11 protein-coding genes and 1 pseudogene are annotated in these 22320 nt (G+C 36.8%); 11 read left to right on the forward strand and 1 reads right to left on the reverse strand.

Going from position 1 to position 22320, the window contains the following annotated elements:
* Window positions 1–11: 11 nt before the first annotated feature.
* Together DWZ44_RS06180 and DWZ44_RS06185 are read left to right on the forward strand one after the other, a co-directional pair.
* Entirely contained in the window at window positions 12–845 is an 834-nt protein-coding gene (locus DWZ44_RS06180) for a Cof-type HAD-IIB family hydrolase (protein WP_092073430.1), read from the forward strand.
* Between the two features lie 127 nt (window positions 846–972).
* Complete coding sequence (locus DWZ44_RS06185) at window positions 973–2001, forward strand: radical SAM protein (RefSeq protein WP_181986590.1); 1029 nt, start codon at window positions 973–975, stop codon at window positions 1999–2001.
* A 43-nt stretch (window positions 2002–2044) separates the two neighbouring features.
* Here DWZ44_RS06185 and DWZ44_RS06190 read toward each other — a convergent pair whose 3' ends face one another.
* Window positions 2045–2752 (reverse strand): LytR/AlgR family response regulator transcription factor, encoded by a 708-nt coding sequence (locus DWZ44_RS06190; RefSeq protein WP_015528469.1) that lies wholly within the window; start codon window positions 2750–2752, stop codon window positions 2045–2047.
* Between the two features lie 415 nt (window positions 2753–3167).
* Between DWZ44_RS06190 and DWZ44_RS06195 the strand changes: the two genes are divergently transcribed.
* The 9 genes and pseudogenes from DWZ44_RS06195 (at window position 3168) to DWZ44_RS06235 (ending at window position 22215) form a co-directional block, all read left to right on the forward strand.
* Window positions 3168–4361 carry a dicarboxylate/amino acid:cation symporter gene (locus tag DWZ44_RS06195; protein ID WP_117804416.1) on the forward strand — a complete coding sequence of 398 codons (1194 nt, stop codon included), beginning with the start codon at window positions 3168–3170 and terminating at the stop codon, window positions 4359–4361.
* 68 nt (window positions 4362–4429) lie between these two features.
* A pseudogene (epsC, locus tag DWZ44_RS06200) lies at window positions 4430–4890 on the forward strand (serine O-acetyltransferase EpsC); the annotation flags it as partial.
* A gap of 53 nt (window positions 4891–4943) precedes the next feature.
* On the forward strand, window positions 4944–5690 hold the full coding sequence (locus DWZ44_RS06205) for a thioesterase II family protein (RefSeq protein ID WP_109273668.1): 747 nt from the start codon (window positions 4944–4946) through the stop codon (window positions 5688–5690).
* Window positions 5683–6396, forward strand: coding sequence for a 4'-phosphopantetheinyl transferase family protein (locus DWZ44_RS06210; RefSeq protein WP_015528472.1), 714 nt, complete (start codon window positions 5683–5685; stop codon window positions 6394–6396). Before DWZ44_RS06205 ends, DWZ44_RS06210 begins: the two co-directional genes overlap by 8 nt.
* 21 nt (window positions 6397–6417) lie before the next feature.
* Window positions 6418–7953, forward strand: coding sequence for an AMP-binding protein (locus DWZ44_RS06215; protein WP_015528473.1), 1536 nt, complete (start codon window positions 6418–6420; stop codon window positions 7951–7953).
* 10 nt (window positions 7954–7963) lie between these two features.
* On the forward strand, window positions 7964–15826 hold the full coding sequence (locus tag DWZ44_RS06220; RefSeq protein WP_117804417.1) for a non-ribosomal peptide synthetase: 7863 nt from the start codon (window positions 7964–7966) through the stop codon (window positions 15824–15826).
* The gene (locus tag DWZ44_RS06225) at window positions 15826–20151 is read left to right on the forward strand and encodes a non-ribosomal peptide synthetase (protein ID WP_117804418.1); all 4326 of its coding nucleotides are present in this window, start codon (window positions 15826–15828) and stop codon (window positions 20149–20151) included. Before DWZ44_RS06220 ends, DWZ44_RS06225 begins: the two co-directional genes overlap by 1 nt.
* Window positions 20148–21224 (forward strand): Gfo/Idh/MocA family oxidoreductase, encoded by a 1077-nt coding sequence (locus DWZ44_RS06230; RefSeq protein WP_015528476.1) that lies wholly within the window; start codon window positions 20148–20150, stop codon window positions 21222–21224. The genes DWZ44_RS06225 and DWZ44_RS06230 overlap by 4 nt, the downstream gene beginning before the upstream one ends.
* A 133-nt stretch (window positions 21225–21357) precedes the next feature.
* Window positions 21358–22215 carry a hypothetical protein gene (locus tag DWZ44_RS06235; protein ID WP_117804419.1) on the forward strand — a complete coding sequence of 286 codons (858 nt, stop codon included), beginning with the start codon at window positions 21358–21360 and terminating at the stop codon, window positions 22213–22215.
* The last annotated feature ends 105 nt before the right edge of the window (window positions 22216–22320 follow it).

The following is a 22320-nucleotide window of genomic DNA, read 5'->3' on the forward strand; positions in this document are numbered from 1 at the left end:
AGTGTTTGATTATGATTGAATACAAAGCAGTAGCAATGGATTTGGATGATACATTGTTGACAAGTGACTTGCAGATTTCTGAAGAAACTAAGCAGACTTTGCTGCAATGTCAGAAAGATGGGATGCATGTAATTTTGGCATCAGGAAGACCAATTTATGCAATTGAGAAATATGCAAAAGAGTTGGAACTGGAGAAATATGGCGGCTATATTGTGGGCTTTAATGGGGCGGCTGTCAGGGATTGTAAAGCAAAACGTATGATTATGCAGCGCAACCTTCCTATGGAATATATTAAAATGCTGTATAATTTAAGTGTAGAGAATGGAGTTTACATTCATACATATGTTGGGGATGAGATTGTTACTCCGCAGAACAACCAATATACAGAGGTTGAGGGAGAACTGACTGGAATGCCTATCAGAGAAACAGAAGATTTTGTAAAAGCTGTAAATCAGGAAGTAGTCAAAGTGCTTATGCTCGAAAATCCGGAATATTTAAGGAATGTTTATGAGAAACTCAGCCATGAATTAGGGGACAAACTTAGCCTTACTATTTCAAAACCGTATTTTCTCGAAATTATGGATAAGGGCATTGAGAAAAGTGCAGCTTTGCTTCATATCTGCAATAAGCTTGGAATAAAGACAGAACAGCTGATCGCTTTTGGCGACAGCTATAATGATTTGTCTATGTTGACCGCGGCCGGACTTGGTATTGCGATGGGAAATGCGCGAGAAGATGTAAAAAAACAGTCAGACTATGTAACAGATGGGAACAATGAAGATGGCATTGCAAAGGCGTTATGGAGATTTGTTTATAAAGAAACGCAGTGTTCTTTGATCGCTTAGTATTGCAAAAGTGCATTACTTTCTGTGAGGGAGTAATGCACTTTTGGTATATAAATATACTTTAAAGTGCGTTCTTCTTTTTAGAAATGCAATAAATTATAATTGATTTGAAAGGATGTGTTTAAGAATGATAGATATGGAATTAGGCCCGATCAGACCACCTTCAGAAGCGGAAAGTCTGATGCTGCGGGTAACACGAGGTTGCCATTGGAATAAGTGTTATTTTTGTGATCTGTATAAGAAATACAAATTTTCAAGAAGAAGATATGAAGAGATTGAAGAAGATTTGAAAAAAGCGGCTGATTCTGAATATGCACAAAATTATACAACTTGTTTCCTACAGGATGGAGATGCATTTGTACTACAGACGGAATTTCTGATGCAGATTTTGGAAGGTATTCATAAATACTTACCCAATATAAAACATGTAACCACTTATGCGCGTGCTGATAGTATTGCCAGAAAAAGTGTGTCAGAATTGCGGGAATTAAAGACAGCAGGTATAGAACATTTGTACTGTGGTATGGAAACTGGATCGGACCTTATTTTAAGAAAAATCAATAAAGGTTTTGATACAGCCACAATTATCATTAGTGGTACGAAAGCAAAAGAAGCTGGAATGGTGTTATCAGAGTTTACACTGTTTGGGATTGGAGGGAAGGAACTGGCAGAAGAAAATGCGGTTGAAACTGCAAAAGTTTTAAATGTAATAAAGCCTGATTTTGTACGTGTCCATGCAACGGGAATAAAGCTTTCATCAGAGATGTGGAATTATGTAAAAAACAAAGAGTTGACGCTTCAATCTGAGGAAGAAATTGTATCAGAGCAGAAAATTATGTTAGAGTTATTAGCAGATGATATGGATTGCATTTATATGAATGAACATATTGTTAATCTGCTGTTGGAAGTTCGGGGAAATATTAGGACAGATAAGCAGAATATGTTGGAAACAATTAATACATATCTGCAGTTGCCGAAACAAGAGCAGGAATTGTTTAATTTGGGTCGCAGATTGAATATTATGTTCTTTTTGGCTGATTTAAATAATAGAGCCAAGCGGAAGCAAACAGAAGAGGGATTAAGAAAAATCAAGACTCAAAATCCTGATTTGGATTTAGCATTTGTTTGTAACTATGTTAGACAAACACAAATATAAAAGCAGAGCAGTTGTTCACTTTGAGATGACAACTGCTCTATTTTTATATGATTTCTAATCTCTTTTCTTGAAATTGCTGAAACAATGATTTGAAATATACAGCTTTTTTTTGTGCCAGAGGAAGTATTGTGCCAGAATCTAAATATATGTCAAAACCTTTTATATATCGGATATGATTTAAGTTTACAAGGTAACTCTTATGTGGTGAATCAAAAAAATAAGGCCGAAACTTAGAAGACAATTCTTTTAGCGTATAGTTGCCCAGGTATTCGCCTTGATCCGTAGAGATTATTACTTTACGGGAATTGTGTTCAAAATAATGAATTTGGCTTGGCTTGACATTTAGTATTCCTGTATCTGTGCGAAGAGAAAAAGTGTTTTCTGCGGAGGAATTTGCAATATAGTATAAAGCATCATCCAAAGTGTGAAAAATGTTTTGTTCACGGATCGGCAGTGGTATAAAATCAAATGCATGAAATTGAAATGCATATCTGTAATCAGGTATATTTGCAACTATTATAATTTTGCTTTCCGAATTTTCTAGGCAAAATTTGCGGATGATTTCTGTCTTGACAGAATCGCAAACGCATAAAAAGGCAATATCCGTATTAGGTTTATTCGATAATATGACTTCGTTTCCATGAAAAGAATTTATAGAAAAACATATCTTTTTAATCTCTTCGTATTTTTTCAGAAGGTATACTAATTGTTTGTTAATATAAAGGCTATTGTCGTAAATTGCAATTCTCATTTTTGGTGATTCCTTTGTTCTAAAATTATATACACAAAATTTCAAATCCGATGTTACCATAGAATTTATTTAAAAAATTAAAGTCCATAAAAATGTGGGCGAACTCGCTAAAATTCATTTTTTTACTGTAAATAAGCAAATAATGCGAAAAAATCATTTTACAAACGGAAAAATGGATTTTTAACGAGCAGTTTGGTTTTTTTACCGAGTTGCAAAAAAAGTAGACATTTGATGATAGAATACAGTCGTTCATTCGATATCAAGAAATTTTTATGTATAAAGGGGGAAACTTATGCAGTAAAGATTGTAATAGTAATCAAAAATCAATACAAAAATCGCAATGTATAGGATATATATTGATGATTTTTGGCTAATCGGCGACATAATTATTCTAAAAACAAAAAAGGAGATCAAGATGAAACGAATAACAAAGAGTTTACCTTTCAAGCTATTGCTTGGCGTATGTATCGGAATTATTGTGGGACTTTTGGCCGGAGAAGGCTTGATGAACATTATCGTAACCGTTAAATATATCTTAGGTCAGTATATAAATTTCTGTGTACCTTTGATTGTAATCGGCTTTATTGCCCCTTCAATTCCTAAACTGGGAAATAATGCATCAAAAATGTTAGCAGTGGCATTGGTTATTGCGTATGTGTCTTCACTGGGCGCAGCAGTTTTTTCCGTATTGACAGGAAATGTTATTATTCCATATTTATCAATAGCATTTAGCGTGGGAGATTTGAAAGTCTTACCAGAAGTAGTATTTAAATTGGATATTCCTCAAATTATGGGGGTAATGAGTGCACTTGTTTTTTCCTTATTGGTTGGTCTGGCGGCAACGTGGACAAGGGCAGTAACGGTTATAAACTTGTTGGATGAATTTCAGGAAATTGTTTTGAAAATAGTAACAAATACGGTTATTCCCGTTTTACCAGTTTTCATTGCTACAACATTTTGTACATTGGCTTATGAGGGAACAATTACAAAACAGTTGCCAGTATTCATTCAGGTTGTTGTGATCGTTATGGTAGGCCACTATATATGGCTGGCAATGCTTTACCTGATTGCCGGCGCTTATGCTGGAAGAAATCCATTGGAAGTTCTTAAACATTACGGCGCTGCTTATATTACGGCTGTTGGAACCATGTCATCAGCCGCTACTCTTGCCGTTGCTTTGAGATGCGCAAGAAAATCAAAGGTTTTAAGAAATGATATGATTGATTTTGGTATTCCGCTGTTTGCCAATATACATTTATGTGGTTCGGTTTTAACGGAAACATTTTTTGTAATGGTGGTGTCTAAAATATTGTACGGAGATATTCCGGATATGAAAATGATGGTACTTTTCTGCATCCTGCTGGGGATTTTTGCAATAGGCGCTCCGGGAGTTCCGGGGGGAACTGTAATGGCATCTTTAGGATTAATTACTGGGATTTTAGGATTTAACGAAACTGGTACAGCATTAATTCTTACCGTTTTTGCACTACAGGATAGTTTTGGTACTGCCTGCAATATAACCGGGGATGGTGCGTTGACACTTATACTAACTGGATATGCGAATAGACATGGAATCTCAGAAAAAACGGTAAAGAATTCTGATTGCTAAAAGGGTAGATTGTGGGGTGGAATATTCTTATAGATGAAATTATTTTAGATGTAAAAACTGCAAAAAAGATGGACCCTGCAGCGAAAAGCTATGCGGAAATACTATTTTTATATCAGGGGGGTCATGCGCTGATTACTTATCGGATTGCACACTGGTTATATATAAGAAAACACTTTTTCTTGGCAAGATGGATTTCTCAGCACTCACGAAAGAGAACATTGATTGAAATCCATTCAGGAGCTATTTTAGGACATGGCATTTTTATTGATCATGGAGCCGGCGTAGTAATTGGAGAAACTGCTGAAGTGGGCGATAATTGCCTGATCTATCAATGTGTCACATTAGGTGGAACAGGAAAGGATATAGGGAAACGGCATCCGACGTTGGGAAAGAATGTTATGGTTGGAGCCAGCGCACAGGTTTTGGGTCCTATTTATATTGGAGATAATTGCAAGGTTGCATCAAATGCCGTAGTGTTAATTCTGTACCTGCTGGTACTACAGAAGCGGGAATGCCTGCTAAATCAGTGGTAAAGAGAAAAAAAGTAACCGCATGTGCTGTATGATGACAAGGAGATCAATAATGATGGAACGAACACAATCATTTTTTTTAAAAGAACCTAATTCTAATGATAAAATAAGGATTTTTTGCTTCCCATATGCAGGAGGCGGAGCTTCAGCATATAGAAATTGGGGAACGTATTTACCAAATTATGTTGGGGTATATCCGATACAAATTCCTGGGAGAGAAAACCGTATTACTGAAAAAGCATTAACTGATATGTGTAAGCTTACTGACAAAATTGTAAGTGCAATACATCCGTATTTGGATACACCATATCTGGTATTTGGACATAGCTTAGGGGCAAAAATATCTTACGAAGTGTGTAATGAACTGAGAGAAAAGCAAGACAATGCGCCATGTCATTTGATTGTTTCGGGCAGCAGAGCGCCACATATTCCCGAACCGGAGCCATTACATCATTTACAGGATGTTGATTTCATTGAGGCGATGAAGAGATACTCAGGAATGAGTAAGGAATTTCTTGAAAACAGAGATTTGTTGAATTTATTTTTGCCGATTTTTAGAGCTGATTTTATTTTGGACGAGACGTATTGCTTTACAAAGTATGAGAAATTTGATTTTCCGATAACTGCTCTATATGGAGATCAGGACCAGGATTCTGAAATAGATACGGTAGAGGCATGGAGTGAATATACAAATACGTCTTTTAATAAAAAAGTATTTCATGGAGAACACTTTTTTATTAAAACATCAGAAAAGGAAGTATTGGCCTATATTAAGGACATTGTCTCGCGGTATGTTTAAATCAGAACGGGTTTTTGATGATAATTTGTTGTTAAGCTATTTTGATGATGGTTACATATCAGACAGAATAGCGATTAAAGACAGTGAAATCCATGTATGGTTCCTAGATATTGGAAATTATGATGAATATCATATGAAAAGTCTGTTCGATATATTGACATTAGATGAAAAAGCGAAAATGTCACATTATGTGCATGTGGCAGATCAGAAGCGCTTTCTAGTAGGGCATAGTATGCTGCGCATATTATTATCGCGGTATTTAGCGAGAGAGCCAGACGATATTATATTATTGAACAGTAAACATGGAAAACTATATATGCCGCAATCTAATGTATCTTTTAATATTTCTCATTCCGGGAACAGGGTTGCGCTTGCTTTTGTAAAAGAGAAAAAGATTGGTGTAGACATTGAACGGATGAATAGTTTAGATGATTATTCGCAGATCGCTAAAAATTTTTTTTTGCCACCAGAAAGTGAACGGATTTGTGCTCAAACAGATGCGGCGAAAGGTATGGAAAAATTTTATGAAATATGGACGGTAAAAGAAGCCTTTGTAAAAGCTCTTGGACATGGCTTGAGTAGATCGCTAAAATCTTTTGAAGTCTTAGAACAAGGAACTATAAATGACTATACAAATAACAGCAGATATAACTATTATACAAAGCAACTAAGTGATAATTATTTATGTTCTTTAGTTGTTGTGTGAAAGGAAGTGTAAAGAATATTAATGGATGGAAAAAAAGTCTATAAGAGTATGTATGAATGGCTGAATATGTGGGCTGAACAATATGGAAGCCATGAAGCACTGTGTGATAATAAAGGCAGTTATTCCTATGAATCTCTTAATACCAGCGTAAAAAACTTATCTATCGGGTTTGCAGATATGGGATTGCGAAAAAGCGACAAAGTAATTCTGCAGTTGGATAATTGTAATGAGTTTGTTATTGTGTGTTTTGCGTTAATGTCAATGGGTGTAATTCCTATTCTGGCAGTTCCAGGACTCAGAGTGAACGATTTGGATATAATAGCCAAAAAAGCAAACCCAGTTATGTATATCAGACCGGATGAATATATGGGTTTTATTTATGCTGAAACGGGAAGAAAATTGCAGATAATGAATCCAAGCATCAAATATGTTTTGGGAACAAGCGACATCAATAAAATGATGGAGCAATCAAATAACAGTGCAGTAGAAATTGAACAACCCAAAGCGGAAGATATTGGTTTGATTTTACTGTCAGGTGGAACTACTAATATACCCAAACTGATTCCTGTTACACATTATGCTTTTGCTTATCATGCAAGCGAAGCTGGTAAAACGTGCCGGTTTAATAGAGAGACTATCTATATGGCAGTTATGCCAGTAGAGCATAAATTAACGTTGTTTAGTCCGGGCATTATGGGAACATTATTCTGCGGTGGTAAGGTTGTTATGTGTTCTGACAGTAGTTGTGAAACAGCCTTCTCGCTTATCGAGGAAGAACAAGTAAACGTGGTCAGCTTAGTCCCTTCGGTAGCCAAAATGTGGGTGGAAGATTTGGAATGGGATGATTCTTATGATTTTTCTTCGCTTAAATATTGTATGTTGGGTGGGGCAAAGCTTGAAGAGACAGACGCTCGCAAAATAATGGATTCATTGAACTGCGATATTATTCAGGGATATGGGATGTCAGAGGGATTTTTGAGTTTAAGCACATGGAAAGATTCCGTTTATGAACGTATTAACTATCAAGGCAAGCCTATGTCAGATGAGGATCAAGTGATTATTGTAGATGATGATGGAAAAGAACAACCCTATGGAATCGAGGGGGAAATTCTTGTTAAAGGACCATATTTATTCTCTGGCTATTATGAAATGGATAGTTCTGAATGCTTTAATGCGGATGGATTCTATCATACTGGAGACTTGGGATACATTACTGCTGATGGATATATAAAAATCACAGGCAGAAAGAGTGACCAAATCAATCGGATGGGTGAAAAAATAATGCCTTCGGAAATCGAGAGCTATTTGGCTGAACACGAGAAAATTATGGAAGTGGTAGTAATGGGGATACCTGACACTATATTGGGTGAAAGAAGCTGTGCATTTTTAAGAATGGCTAAGGGTAATGTGAAACCGGAAGAACTGAGGGAACATTTGAGCAAAAAAGGAGTTGCTCAATATAAAGTACCGGATCAGATGATTCTTTTAGATGAGTTTCCCCATACTGCAACCGGGAAGATAAATAAAAGAATGCTACTTACAATGGCAAATAAATAAAGGAGATACAATGATGAACAATGAAGCAACTCATGTAAAAACTCAGGAGGATTACTCCAAATTTAGTTCAATTGTAAATGAGTTTTTGCAGGAACAAATGAATGAAGATTTTATGGAAAAAAATCTGCTTGAAGCGGGAGTAACATCTCTGCAGATGATGAGAATTTCAAATGCACTCAGAAAGCATGGGTATAAGATTTCGTTTGCAAAAATGATTTCGGACCCTTATGTAAAACATTGGTGGGATAACGCAGATATAAATGTGAAAAGAAAATCTGTTCCACCATTGGAAACATCCAATAATAGTCCTAAACAGTTCCCTTTGACAGATGTTCAATATGCATACTGGGTTGGACGGAAAGAAGGCCAGGTTCTTGGGGGAAATGCTTGTCATGCGTATTTTGAGTTTGATCCAGACACGGTAAATTTGGAGAGACTACAGGAAGCATGGGAAGAACTGCAGGCGCGGCATCCTATGTTAAGGGCGAAGTTCAATAACAATGGTACGCAGGAGATTATGGAAAAACCATATTCGGCAAAATTACAAATCTATGATTTTAGAAAATCAGATGATTTTGAACATGATTTGTTGGCCGTTCGGGAAAAACTTTCTCATCGGAAGCTGGATATTGCTAATGGACAAGTAGCTGAATTGGGAATCAGCCTTCTTCCAGAGGACAAATTAAGAATGCATTTTGACATTGATCTGCTTGTAGCCGATATGCAAAGCTTACAGATTATTTTTAGGGATTTAGCCGCGATCTACAATTCAGAATACAGACCAGCAATACCTGAAAATTGGGATTTTGGTATTTACCTGGAAAATGAAAAAAACAATAAAATAAATGATTATCGTAAAGCTGAAAAATATTGGAAAAGTGAAATAGAATCATTACCTTTAGGACCAGCTTTGACGTTAAGAACACAACCGGAAACGATTGCTGCTCCTAAGTTTAGCAGAAGAAAATATCTGTTGGAGCATAAAAAATGGGAAAAGTTAAAATCTTTAGCAGCGCAATATTGTACAACACCGGCAATGGTGTTATTGACATTGTATGCAGCGGTGCTTGATAGATGGAGTACAAATCAGTCTTTCCTTATTAACATGCCGTTGTTTGACAGAAACACGGAAATTGAAAATATTGATAACGTGATTGCTGATTTTACCAATGTTTTACTGTTCCATGCTGATTGTAAGGAAAACTGTACATTTTATGAACAGTTGCAAAAGGTGCAGAACCAGTTCCGGGAGTCTGTTGATAATTCAGAGTATTCAGGGGTACAGGTAGTAAGAGAATTATCAAAACTTCATCCCGGAGAAAAATGTATTGCACCGGTTGTATTTTCATGTAATTATGGTACTCCATTTGTTGACGACAAATTTGAGAAAACTTTTGGCAGCCTGAACTATATGGTTTCTCAAACACCGCAGGTATGGATTGATTTTCAGATTTTTGAAATAAATAATGGTCTGAACCTTTCGTGGGATGCTGTAGATGAACTTTTCCCGGACGGAATGTTAGATAAGATGTTTGCAGCATTTGTGGCCATGTTAAATGAGTTGGTATCCGTTAAAGATTGGAATAAATATGTGGAACTATTGCCAGATTTAGCCCAAGAGCGCGGAATAGATAATATTACAGAATATTATGGCAATGGGCAACTATTACATTCTGCTTTCTTTGTTAATGCAGTAAAAAAGAAAAATCAAATTGCGATTATTGATGAAAATGACGGTAGAAACTATACATATGAAGAGGTAGCCAATAAAGCGAAAAGAGTTTCTTCCTATTTAAAAGAGCAGGGTGTTGCGCCGGGGGACTTACTTGCTGTCTCATTGTCTAGAGGTATAAATCAGATTATTTCTATTTTGGGTATTTTGGCTGCAGGAGCTGGATATATACCTATCAATGTTAATCAGCCTTTGAGCAGACGGGAAAGGATTTATAGTAAGTCAGATATAAAGTTTGCTATTACAGATACAAGACTGAAAAAGGAACTGGAGTGGCCAGAAACTGTTACGGTGTTGGATGTTATGGAGGCAGATGCATATGAACCGCTAAATACTATTGAAAATTATCCGGATAGTAATACTGCTTATGTAATTTTTACTTCTGGCTCTACAGGAGAACCTAAAGGAGTGGAAATTGCTCACTTTGCTGCTGTCAATACAATTGAGACAATTAATAAACAGTACAGGGTATCTGCTGACGATAAAATCATTGCTGTTTCATCCTATGATTTTGACTTATCAGTATATGACATTTTTGGAATCTTGAGTGCGGGTGGTACATTGATTTTAATTAAAGACAGTAATAGTAGAGATGCAGAAGTATGGTTGGATATTGCTGAGCGCCATAGTGTGACATTGTGGAATTCTGTTCCGACTTTATTGAATATGCTGTTAATCGTAGCGGAAGGAAAGGGAAAAGAAATTCCTTCATTAAGATTGGCTATGCTTTCTGGTGACTGGATTGGCATGGATATTCCAGAAAGATTAAATCACGTTGCAAAAAATTCTCATCTTTTATCTATGGGTGGAGCCACGGAAGCTTCAATTTGGTCCAATTTTTTTGATGTAGAATTGCCAGTACCAGAGGAATGGAGTTCTATACCATATGGAAAACCGTTGAAAAATCAGTATTACAGAGTAGTGGATTCAAAAGGAAGAGATTGCCCAACATGGGTACCAGGAGAATTATGGATTGGAGGTACCGGTGTAGCAAAAGGATATATCGGGGACTCCGAAATTACAGATAAAAGTTTCGTTAATTGGAATGAAAATCGCTGGTATAAGACTGGAGATCTTGGGCGTTATTGGGCTGATGGAAATATTGAATTTCTTGGAAGAAAAGATTTTCAGGTAAAAATTCGTGGACACAGGATTGAATTGGGAGAAATTGAAGCTGCGATGAATAAATACCCTGGTGTTAAGAAATCGGTAGCAGCAGCTGTTGGTGATGTTCAGGGGAATAAATACTTGGCAGGATATATTATTCCAGAAAACGGGTACCCGGAAAGTCTTTTTGATGTCAATAAAGTGTCGGATACTGATTTGATGTATAAATGGGATAGACTTTGGGCTGATTTAAAAGAAGGTGTGGCAGAAGTAACTGCAGAAAATAACGTGCAGGAATATTTGACACTTGCAAACTGCCTTGATGAAGTCAGCAGAGAGTATATGTATTCTCTTATGCGTACATTAGGTATTTGGGTGGAACCTGGAACAAAATATAAACTTTCGGCGCTGCTTATGAGTGCGGGAATAGATTTATCCTATCAGGAGTTAATTCAGCAATGGGTAAATGAATTGGTAAAAATTGGGCGAATACTCGCGGAAGAAGATTATTTTGTAAATTGTTCTAGTCCAAAAGAAATGGATAGAGTTGCGTTTATTGAAAAATATCCGGAGTGGAAACATGAAATCGACGATGCGTTGAAGTATTTAGAACAGTTCAAAAAATACTGCCATGCGATTATGACAGGAAATATGGATACGCCACAGCTTCTTGCAAAAGAAGATTATATATCTCCAGATGCCTATATGGCAACACTGCCTGGAGCTATTGAATGCAAGCGGACAATAAAAAATATATTGTCCTTTCAGAAAAAAGAGGGTACTGCTGGTCAGACCGTTAGAATTATGGAATTAGGTGCAAGAAATTTGGGGCTGACTTCGGAATTATTGGATTGTATGGATGGTATAGAATATGAATATGTGTGTACAGACGCATCTTCTTATTATCTTAACCAAGCAAAAGAAAAATTCAAAAATAATTCCAGAGTACATTATGAGAATCTGGATATAAATTCAGCTCCTAATACACAAGGACTTGCAATGCATTATTTTGATGTAGTTCTTGCAGTAAGTACATTGCATCGTTGCAGAGATATTAAAGCATCCTTAAAACATGCAGGCGAATATCTGCGAGCAGGCGGATTGTTAATTCTTCTTGAAACTACAGAGAATACAATTTTACAACATGTAAGTACCGGAATATTAGAAAAAGGTTTTTCAACTGTTACAGATGAGAGGAAAGGCACTGGAAAACCATTATTAACAAAAGACCAATGGAGTGATGCGGTTCTTAAATGCGGATTTGCAAAGGTTAATACAGCCCCAAATGATCAGCTTGATTTACCGATTTATAATCAGGGAGTTATTGTAGCGTTGGCTCAACCAGAAACATATGCTTTTAATTCTACAAAATTGAAAGCATATTTAGAGAACATGATCCCATCGTATATGATTCCTACAGCATTTATGGAAATAGATAAATTTCCATTATCTGCAAATGGTAAAGTTGATAGAAAGGCCCTCCCTGTTCCAGTCGGTGAGACGAGAGAAAATGCAAAGGATCAATTTCAGGAACCGGAAACTGCTGTAGAAAAAGAATTGGCTGCAATTTGGAAAACAGTATTACATACTGAAAATATTAGCAGGAATGACAATTACTTTGAATTGGGAGGAGACTCTCTTCTTGCTACGCAGTTAAATGCAGAAATTAACAAAAAGTTCAACATTAACTTATCGCTGGAAAAGATTTTCTCAAATCCAATTTTTGCAGAACAGGCAATAAGTATTGCATCCATGTTAGAAGATTGTGAAGTAAAAAATATGAATGCAGAAAAACTTGAAATGGTTTCTCCGAAACCAAAGGAATGGGGAGAACCGTTCCCATTGACGGATGTTCAGCAGTCATACTGGCTGGGAAGAAACGGTGGATTTGCTTTAGGAGATGTATCAACGCATTGCTATTTTGAAATGGATTGTGGTGGATTAGATACGGATTTGGCGGAAGAAAAATGGAGAAGATTGATTTTGCGCCATGGAATGATGCGAGCAGTATTTTTGAATGACGGTCAGAATCAGAAAATATTGAGTAATGTTCCAGAGTATGAAATAAAAGTATATGATTTGGCCTCACAGGAAGAGACTGTAGACGAGAAACTCGAATCAATCAGGAAAGAGATGGCATATCAGATTTTTGATACTTCTAAGTGGCCGTTATTTGATGTAAGATTTTCAAAACTTCCGGGAGGAAATGTACGCTTACATATTAGTTTTGACAACATTATTTTTGATGGCTGGAGTATGTTCCTGATTTTACGGGAATGGAAAATGTTATATGACAATCCGGAAAAGGAAGTTGAACCGCTTGATTTATCTTTTAGAGATTATGTTCTGGCATATGAAGATATTAAGAAAACTGAGTTTTATAAGAGAGATGAAGAATATTGGCAGAAGAGACTTCCAGATATTTTCCCGGCTCCCGAATTGCCAGTTATAAAAGAAAATGGGAATACGGCAGTACAGAAATTTATTCGTTATGAGTCAAAATTGACTGGTAGCCAATGGTCAGCGATTAAAAATATGGCTTCTCAGAATGGCCTGACAGCCTCCGGAGTATTGATGACAGCTTATGCCGAAGTGCTTGGAAGATGGAGCAAATCTCAAAAATTTACAATTAATTTGACGAGATTTAATCGGTTGCCTATTCATAATCAAATCATGGATGTGGTTGGAGACTTTACTTCGCTTACATTGTTATCTATAGATAATACAGCAGGGAAATCATTCTTAGAACGGTGTAAGAATCTGCAGCAACAGCTATGGTCTGATCTGGCACATCCATATTACAGTGGCGTGGAGTTGGAACGGGAAATTAGCAAAAAGCAGGAAATACGCAACGCGGCCATCATGCCTATCGTATTTACAAGCGGGCTTGGAATTAAACAGGGTGGCAGCAATGAACAAGAAGAATATTTTGGCGAAATGGTTTATGGCCTTTCACAAACACCACAGGTATGGATTGACCATCAGGTAACAGAACAAAATGAGCGCCTTGTTTTGACTTGGGATGCCGTACAGGATATTTTCCCGGCAGGTGTGTTAGATGAAATGTTTGCGGCATATATTTCACTTTTAGAAGTGCTTTCTACAGAACAGGAAGCATGGAATCGTGAATCAAATTCTCTTGTTCAAATTCCAAATATGGAAAATAGGGAATTGGCAAATTCCGTAAATGGTAAGATTCCGGATGAAACATTAATCTCTTTAGTTGAAAAAAGCATGAAAGAGAATCCAGAGCGGATTGCGATTATTAATAATGAAAGAAAATTATCCTATGGTGAACTGGAACGGTATTCTACCGGGATCGGACATATTTTACAGCGTGAAAATGTGGAAAGAAACTCTTTGGTGGCTATTGTGATGGAAAAAGGCTGGGAACAAATTGTAGCGGCAATCTCCATATTAAAGGCAGGAGCAGCATACTTACCAATTGATCCTTCATTCCCGGAGGAAAGAGTACATCTTCTTTTGAAAAATGCATCTGTCAAGGTAGTATTGACACAGGAAAAAGTAAACAGAGAGGTAAACTGGCCGGAAGATACAACAATAATCTGTGTTGATGGTGTGGATGTAGAGAGCATAGATACTACAGATTTTGAGAGTATTGCAACGGGTAATGATTTGGCTTATGTAATTTATACATCAGGTTCAACAGGAATGCCGAAAGGTGTAATGATCGAACATCGGGCTGCCGTTAATACAATTATAGATGTAAATGAACGCTTCGCAGTTGGGAAGGATGATAAATGTATTGCACTATCAAATCTGAATTTTGATTTGTCAGTCTATGATATTTTTGGACTTTTGATTGCAGGAGGTACAGTGGTAATTCCTGATGCAAAACAGGTAAAAGAACCGCAGCACTGGTTGGAAATCATGCAGGAAAATAAAATCACTGTTTGGAACAGCGTACCGGCATTCATGCAGATGTTCATGGAATTTCTTTCAACAAAACCGGATACAAAATTACCATTGCGGGTAGTTATTATGAGCGGAGACTGGATTCCTATGGAATTGCCAGAAATGATAAAAATGCATTCAGAATCTGTAAGAATGATAAGTATGGGTGGAGCAACTGAAGCATCTATTTGGTCTAATTACTATGAAGTTGAATCCGTAAAGGATGGTTGGACAAGTATTCCTTATGGAAAGCCATTAACTAATCAGAAATTTTATGTTCTGGATCAGGAAATGAATGACTGCCCGAACTGGGTGGCAGGCAGATTGTTTATTGCCGGCGAAGGATTGGCTCGTGGTTATTGGAAGGACCGTAAAAGAACGGAGGAAAGATTCATCAATCATCCAGTTACTCATGAGAGATTGTATTATACCGGTGATTTAGGACGTTACTGGCCTGATGGAAACATTGAATTCTTAGGAAGGGAAGACACTCAAGTTAAGGTTAGAGGACACCGTATTGAACTGGGAGAAGCAGAAAATGTTTTATTAACACATGAGCTTATCAAGAGTGCTGTTGTGGTTGTAGAAGAAGATAAAAGCGGATTGGCAGCGGCAGTTGTTTTGAATGAGGATTCTGATTGTTGCGATAATAAGAACGTGGAAAAGATTCTTCACGAATACTTAGGCAAGAAACTTCCTGAATATATGGTTCCGGGAAAAATACTTGTGATGGAGCAGTTGCCTTTGAGTGTTAATGGTAAGGTTGATAGAAAAGCTTTAAGAAAAATTCTTGGAGGCTATCAGGGACAGATCTCGGAAGAAAAGAAAAAGGAAGCACCGCAGGGAGAATTAGAAGTGAAGATTGCTGCTATATGGGAAAGAGTTTTAGGAACTAAGGAAATTTCACGAGATGATGATTTCTTTATGTGCGGGGGAGATTCTTTGAAGGCAGTGAAGATTATTTCTGAATTAAATGCGACAGAAGGCCTGCCGAATGACTTGGCTATTCAAACGTTATTTGCGTTACCAACTGTTGCACTTCTCGCAGAACAGATTGAAAAGTTGGTTTCTTTATTAGACGTAGAAGAAAATACAGAATACGAAGAAGGAGTTTTATAATGATGGAGGATTTAATTAAAGCATATGAAGACCGGGGTGTGAAATTCTGGGTTGAAAATGGTCAGTTAAAATTTAAAGCGCCGTCAGGAACATTAAATGCTGAAGATAAAGTAAAACTGCGAAATGTGAAAGAAAAATTGATTGAATATTATGAGAGAAAGGATAAGTCCGCGCTTAAAGCGGACTTATCCAAACGATATGAACCGTTTCCTCTTACAGGTATTCAGTCTGCCTATTTACTTGGCAGAAATCATAATTATGAATATGGCGGTGTTGGATGCCATGCATATTTTGAATTGTCAATGCCTCATATGGATGCAGAAAGGTTGGAGAGTGCTTGGCATAAAGTGATTATGCGGCATGATATGTTACGTGCTGTTTTTCTTCAAAATGGTACACAGAAGATTTTGGAGCATGTTGACTTGCCGAAACTTACCTATTTTAATATGAAGGAAGCTGGAGCCGAAACTACGGATTCAAAACTTAATGAAATCAGGGCTGAGTTGGCGCATAAGCAGTATCAGGCGGACTGTTGGCCACTTTTTGATCTGTATCTGACAGACACGATTGATAAGAGTATTCTTCATTTTTCTATTGATATGCTGTTATCTGATTTTATTAGTATGAAGACTATATTGAATGATTTGGATGCATTCTATTACGAAGATGGAAAAAATCTGAAACCTCTGCAGGTATCATTCAGGGATGTACTGGTATATCAAAAAGAACATGAAAATGATGAAGAAGTGCGTACGAAAAAAGATCGGGATTGTGAGTATTGGAAAAAGCGGTTGCAGAACTTCCCAGATGCACCGGAACTGCCGATTTTACCAGAATCGAAATGTGAAAAAGTTACTTTTACACAATACAGACATTTCATTACGCCGGAAAATTGGAGCAAATTATGTGAAAAGGCGAGAATGCAGAGGCTTACTCCCTCGGGAGTAGTTTTATCCGCATATGCAGAGATTATTGGACGTTGGTCAAAAAGAAAAGATTTCTGTATAGACATTACCATATTAAACAGACCGTCAATACATTCTCAAATTAATGAAATCGTGGGAGACTTTACTGAGGTAGATATTTTGGAAATCAGTCCCGAATATCCAAGTAATTTTGTTGAAAGGACACGCAAAATTCAAAATCAGTTATGGGAAGATCTTAGTCACAGCGCATTTACCGGTATTGATGTATTGCGGGAAATTAACAGGCAAAGCGAAAAGAAAGCTATTATTCCGGTTGTATACACAAGCACAGTGGGAGCGGCTGATTCCGAACAGCAGGAAAACTGGGAGTTTATGAGAAATTCCCGTATTACTTATAAAATAAGTCAAACGCCTCAAGTATGGATAGACTGTCAGGTGTCAGAAGATAATGGTGGAGTTTTAATCAATTGGGATGTAAGGGATGGTGTATTTCCTGAAGGATTTGTTAATGATGCTTTCGAAGCTTTTTCCCTGCTTATTGAACGGTTATGTACAAATTTGAAGGTATGGGAACAGGTACATCCGGTAGAATTACCTTTGAAGACCGGAAAAGTAAGAAAATCCGTAAATAAAACAGAAAAAGACCTGCCTGATAAAATGCTTCATGAGGGATTTTACAACTGTTTACAGAATTGTCCGGATGAGATTGCGTTGATTGCAGCCGAGGGAACATTTTCTTATAAAGAATTAGGATCATATGTTGCCGGAATTCAAAATGAACTGTGTAAGTCTGGATTCCGTAAAGGGGATTTTGTTGCAATATCTGCTGATAAAGGGATGTGGCAGATTGCAGCAGTATTGGCTGTTTTATTTTCTGGAGGAGTCTATTTACCCTTTGATGTGTCACAGCCAATTGCAAGGCAGAATAAAATTTTGGAAAAGTCCGGAACAAAATATTTGATTACGAATAAAAAGTATCAATCGCTTGAGTGGAAAGAGCACATTGTCGTTTTGGCAGCAGAAGATATTAACAGAACGGAACAAGCACTTACTATAGTTGAAATTCCATTGGAAAATCCGGCCTATATTATACATACATCAGGGACCACCGGTGACCCCAAGGGGGTTGTCATTAGTCATAAAGCAGCAGTTAATACAATTGAGGATATTAATTCCAGATTTGATATTAACAGTGCTGACAGAATGTTTGGTTTGGCCAATTTAGCATTTGATCTTTCTGTTTATGACATTTTTGGTGCATTTAATGCGGGAGCAGCGTTGGTACTTCCTGATCCTGAAAAGCAAAAAGATCCATATTACTGGGTTGAAACTATTAAAAAGAATGAAATTACTGTATGGAACTCGGTTCCGGCTCAAATGCAGATGTTAGTCTCTGTATTGGAAAGCAGAGGTGTTTCAGGCGATTTCCCATTAAAGGTGGTTCTGTTATCAGGAGACTGGATTCCTGTAACCCTTCCGGATCAGATTCATACATCTTGTAAAAAAGCTAAAGTTGTTAGTCTGGGTGGTGCTACAGAAGCTGCAATTTGGTCAATTTATCATGAAATAGAGGAAGTACCGGATGGCGCAGTAAGTATACCTTATGGAAAGCCGCTTGCAAATCAGAAATTCTATGTGTTGAATGAAAAAATGGAACAATGCCCGGATTGGGTACCTGGAGATTTATATATCGGTGGTAAGGGTCTTGCTCTTGAGTATTTGAATAAACCGGAAGAAACGAATGCACACTTTATGTATGATGAACAGTTACAGGAAAGAATATATAAAACTGGAGATATTGGTCGATATTGGCCAGATGGAACAATTGAATTTATGGGGAGGGAAGATACCCAGGTAAAAATTCATGGACATAGGATCGAATTGAGTGAGATTGAGAGTGCATTATTAAGTAATACATTAGTGAAGACGGCTGTTGCCGTGATTGTTGGTAAACGTCCGCAAGATTATAAGATCGTCGCTTTTGTTGAGGGGAATATTGAAGTTTCGGAACTTACTGAATATATTAAAACACAGGTGCCGGAATATATGGTTCCATCAAGATTTGAAGTAAACGAGAAAATTCCGTTGTCTGCAAATGGAAAAGTTGAAAGGAAAGCTTTGAAAAAATTAGCAGAGACATACTTCCAAAATACTGGTAAATGTGAAATGCCGCCACATGAAGGATTGGAGAAAGAGATAGCTGAATTATGGAAAACTCTATTAAAGATTGATAGAGTAAATCGAACAGATAATTTCTATGACATTGGTGGCGATTCATTATTAGTTGCTCAGGCTGTGTCAAAAACAAAGGAAGCTATTAATGTGGCCAAGGATGTAGAATGGGATAGATTAATGATTGGAATGCTTCAAAATCCAACTATTATGGATTTTGCACAATTTTTAAATTCTGTTCAAATAGGTACTTCGCATGAGGAAAACGAAATATCTGAAACACCATTGAATATCATCGCAGATATTCCAGAAGGTGGAGAAGTGATGAAAGTTTTCTTCCCGGGTGGAATTGGCTTCCTTCAGCAATTTAATACTTTATTCCAAATTCTTGTGAATAATCCGGAGCGAACAGAAGGCATTGCAGCATTTAACTATACAGAGGATAAGGAATACCTGGATTCTGAAGAAAAAGATCATATTGTAACAATTGGAAGACGCTATGCAGATTTACTTTTGAATAGTGGTTATAGAAAATTTAAGTTAATTGGATACTGTATGGGTGGATTAGTTGCAATTGAAGCTGCAAGAGCTCTTTTAGAAGCAGGCGCAGAGGTTTTACCGGTAGTAACGATTGATACAATTCCGATTGTTCTCGAAATGGAGGGCGACTTGTTGATGGAACGAAGCTATGGATTAATGGTCGGTGCGGATGTATCAAAAGCAGGTCATGTTAAGCGTGATGAATTAGTACAGATGGCACTTGAATTATTGAAGGATCATAACAATGGTTTTATTGAAGAGGATGCAATATTAGGTCTGACAGGAGAGTTGCCGGAACTGGCAGCTTGCTATAAAAAACAAAAAACACTTTCAAAAAGAGAGCGTATGGAGAACTTAAAAAATGCAATTCCAGAAAATAGTATGCAGCTATCCAGTGAGGATATGAACCGATTTGATGAACTTTTTGAAATTTACAAGAGGAATTATCGGTGTGCGATTGGTTATACACCGAAACCGTTCGCGGGAGATTTACAGGCATTGAGTTGTATGGATGACCATTCTCCATTTGTTCCTGTAATGAAACCGGGAACAGAGGCATTTCTTAGTAAATGTGCACTTGGAAATTTAGAGGTTCTGCCAATAGGAGGAAATCATTTAAGCTGTTTAATGACACCTAATGTTGAAGGAATGGCGAATTTGTTGGATGGGAAAGGAGAAAGGGTATGAATACATATGAGAAACCATTAAAAGTGCTTGTATGCGGAACTAACTTCGGTAGAGTATATTTAAAAGGGCTGGAGCGATGTGGCGACAAATTTAAGATTGCAGGTATTTTTTCTCATGGAAGCACACAATCAAAGCAAGAAGCAGAAAAATATGGAGTTCCATTGATTACAGATCTTAATGAGGTAAGCAAAAAAGATTTTGATATGGCTTGTGTTGTCATTCGTTCTACTGCAGTTGGAGGAAAAGGGACAGAGATTGCCGGTGCGTTACTTGAAAAGGGAATACATGTAATACAGGAGCATCCGGTGCATTATAATGATATTGTGAAACTTCTTAAAGTAGCAAAGGAGAATAACTGTGTATATCAGGTTAATAGTTTTTATCCCAATGTGAAGAATGTACAGGAATTCATCGTCAAGTCAAATAAATTACTTAAAAAGAGCAGACCGACATATATTGATGCGACTTGTAGTACTCAGGTATTATTCCCGATGATCAGTATTCTTGGAAAAGCATTAAGTGGATTCCATACATGGAAATTGCAGACAATCGATTCAGTAAATAGCAAATTTCCGTTTAAAGTTCTTAGTGGAGAAATCAGAGGGATTCCCGCTATTGTAAAGATTCAGAATCAGCTTGACCCGAAGGACCCGGACAATAATGGGTTTCTATTACATAGAATTGTATTAGGAACGACAGAAGGAAGTTTATGCTTGGATAATTCAAATGGCCTCGTTATTTGGAATCCTCAAATGTATGTGCCACATGCAGAGGGTGTTTTGGATATGTATGGAAATAATAGTTACGTAGAGCTTCCAGTAAGTGAAGTTGCGGACGGAGTTAGAAATACAACATATGCAGAAGTATATAAAGAATTGTGGCCTGAGGGAATCGTATGCGCATTAAATGATTTTGCAAGAGCTATTACAGATAATTCTCAAAAGAATATAATGGCGCAGCAGATGTTGACTATAAGTGAAATCTGGAAAGACTTATCAGAAAAAATCGGCAGTCCTCAATTAATAGTAACTCCGGAGAGAAATGGGATTCGCTTAGCTGATATTGCAGAATAATTATTATAATTTGATTTAGGTAAGAACAGCATTGAATATATGCACTTGGTGGTAATTCAATGCTGTTCTTTTTTTGGAAAAAATGTTATAATATTTTTAATTTATTAATTGTTATCGTAAGTGGGAAATTGATATGAAAATATTATCGGATCGATTGGCGTTAGTACTTGCGGAATATAGTGAATTACCTTCAAGTGTTCAAAAAGTTATAGACGGGAATAATAAAAAGGACATAAATATGAAAGGAGTTTTACGTCTTTATAAATGTGGAGACAAATATCTATACGTGTTACCAGAATTATTTGAAAAATCGGAATTAACCTCAATATATGGCAATCGAATAGATCGATGCAATGAAGATAGTTTTGATACATTACTGTATCATTATTTTTCTTGGTTGAATCTTCCTATGGATGAGACATCTCTAACAACATATGTAAAGGGGCTCGAAACCTATACAAAGAGTATGTGCATCGAAGATACTTGGCACATATTAAATCTTGCAATACAATGTTTGGAGAATTCTTACAATTTTAATTTTAGTGCAGTATTAACGTTTTATGCATTAATCGAAATTTTGATTTTGACCGATAAAGAAAAAAGAGGTAAAGGGAATTTTATTCGTGAAGAGTGTAGTAGAAAGCTGCCACAATTTTTAAAAAAGGATAGTATAACATATTTAGGATTACAACCATTCATCAATAAAGATCTGTCAGAAAAAGATATTTTTGATAAGTTGACGCATATAAGGCATAAAGTAATTCATGGTATTCTTAAAGAGGCCAGAGAAATTTTGAGAGAATTATTTCCTATGCGGAAGGGGGAATATGGTGGAGCTACTGAAGATGCTGAGAGTTCAGTATTTCAAGATCAATTGAGGTGTTTAAATTGCCTAATCAGATTAGTGCTTGTTAATATTTTGATGGAATGGATGCATGATCCGAACAATCTGTTGCAAATAAAGAATAGAGATTATATCGAGACCGATTAAGAAAATGAAGGGCTGCGTTTTATAGCAGCCCTTATATCTCTCAATATGCTTTATTGAGACTGTGAGAAAAAGTCTGTAAATAAGATTCTTCTATGATATGCAAGG

The organism is Blautia sp. AF32-4BH (genome assembly GCF_003460565.1).
Classification (GTDB): domain Bacteria; phylum Bacillota; class Clostridia; order Lachnospirales; family Lachnospiraceae; genus Fusicatenibacter; species Fusicatenibacter saccharivorans.